Origin of the sequence: Craurococcus roseus (genome assembly GCF_039523795.1) — a bacterium.
GTDB classification, from domain to species: domain Bacteria; phylum Pseudomonadota; class Alphaproteobacteria; order Acetobacterales; family Acetobacteraceae; genus Craurococcus; species Craurococcus roseus.
The window spans coordinates 29132-30570 of record NZ_BAAAFZ010000003.1 but is presented as its reverse complement, the minus strand read 5'-3'; the positions used below and the strand labels follow the sequence as shown (position 1 = coordinate 30570).

Sequence of the window (1439 nt, the reverse complement as noted above, 5' to 3'; positions counted from 1 at the left end):
GCCCGCGCCCTGATGCCCCGCCCGGGCTTCTTCGCCCTCTGCGGCGAGCTGCTGAAGACCGCCGGCGGCCGGCTCTCCATCCCCCGCCACCTGGCGCCGCAATGACCGGCGCCGCGGTCGGACCCGCGAGAACGGCGCGGCGCTTCATCCGCCCCGGTCCGCCCGCGGCGCGCGCGCCGGCCGCCTCGGGCACGACGCGAGCGTTCCGGGCCCGCCCGCCCCGGCCACCCTGCCCGCCCCGGCCGCCACCGCTCGGCAGCACCGCCGCCGCCCGCGGCGCGCTTCCTGCCGTGTGCCGCCCGCGCTACCACGCCCCGCCCGCAGCGAAGGGGAGGGGAGCCATGGACGTCCGCTGGGAGCGCCTGACCGCGCCCGAATTGAAGGAATTGGCTGCCCGGAACGCCCTCCCGGTCCTGCCGGTCGGCAGCCTGGAGCAGCACGGCCCGCACCTGCCGGTCTGGACCGACAGCCACGCCGCCCACGCCCTCTCCGTCCGCGCCGCCGAGCAGGCGACGGACATCCCCGCCGTGGTCCTGCCCCCAATGTGGATGGGCCTGTCGGAGCACCACTTCCCCTTCGGCGGTACCGTCAGCCTGGACTACGCCACCTTCCACGCCGTGCTGCGCTGCGTCGTCCGGAGCCTGCGCGCCGACGGCTTCGGCCGCCTCTTCATCGTCAACGGCCACGGCGGCAACATCGAGCCGCTGGCCGTCTCGGCGCGAGAATTGGCGCACGAGTTCGGCGTGCCCGTGGTCGCCACCACATGGCCGCAAGCCGCACCGGCCGAGGTCGCGGCGACCCTGACCGCCCAGCCCGGCATCCAGCACGCCTGCGAGGGCGAAACCAGCCTATGGCTCGCGCTCGACCCCGCCCAGGTGCGCCGGGACCGCATCGCCGAAGCCGCGCCCCCCAACACGCCGCCCGAGAGCCCCACCGCCGGCGCGTCCCGCTTCTGGAGCTTCGCCGAGCGCGCCCCCCGCACCGGCGTCCGCGGCGACCCGCGCGCCGCCACGGCGGAGAAGGGCGAGCGCATCGCCGCCGCCGTTTCCGCCGGCCTGGCCCGAATGATGCGCGACCCGCTGCTGTGGCGCGCGCCCGACCCGGTCTGGAACCCCGGCCGCGCCGGCGGCCGCGGTCAGTAGGAGAAGGGGACGTTGAGCCGCGCGCCCGGGGCCGGGAAGAACAGCCGCTCCTCCTGGATGCTCGCGGCGCCCTCGGTCGCCATGCCCTGGCTGGGCAGGGGCCGGTGGATCACGCTCGGCGACAGCCGGGCGCGGTCGGCCTCCTGGGCGCGCGGCCCTTCCAGGTCGCGGTTCGGCACCGGCGCCGCTTCCAGGCGGAACCCGGCGTCGGGCGGGGCGGACGGCGCCGACCCGACGACGAGACGGCCGGCTACGACGGCCGCCGCGTCGCTGGGCGGGGCGGCGGCGCACCACGCC

The 1439-nt window shown here is 77.8% G+C and carries 2 protein-coding genes; one reads left to right on the top strand and one right to left on the bottom strand.

Annotated features, from left to right (window positions below; all coding sequences use genetic code 11):
• The first annotated feature begins 341 nt into the window (after positions 1 to 341).
• Positions 342 to 1142 (top strand): creatininase family protein, encoded by an 801-nt coding sequence (locus tag ABD067_RS00940; protein WP_343893250.1) that lies wholly within the window; start codon positions 342 to 344, stop codon positions 1140 to 1142.
• Here the strand turns inward: ABD067_RS00940 and ABD067_RS00935 are convergent.
• On the bottom strand, positions 1136 to 1439 hold a 304-nt coding region (locus ABD067_RS00935; RefSeq protein ID WP_343893249.1), incomplete at its 5' end, for a hypothetical protein. The genes ABD067_RS00940 and ABD067_RS00935 overlap by 7 nt on opposite strands.

Coding starts and splice junctions, on each gene's coding strand:
- ABD067_RS00940 (WP_343893250.1), top strand. CDS start 342: ATGGACGTCCGCTGGGAGCGCCTGACCGCGCCCGAATTGAAGGAATTG.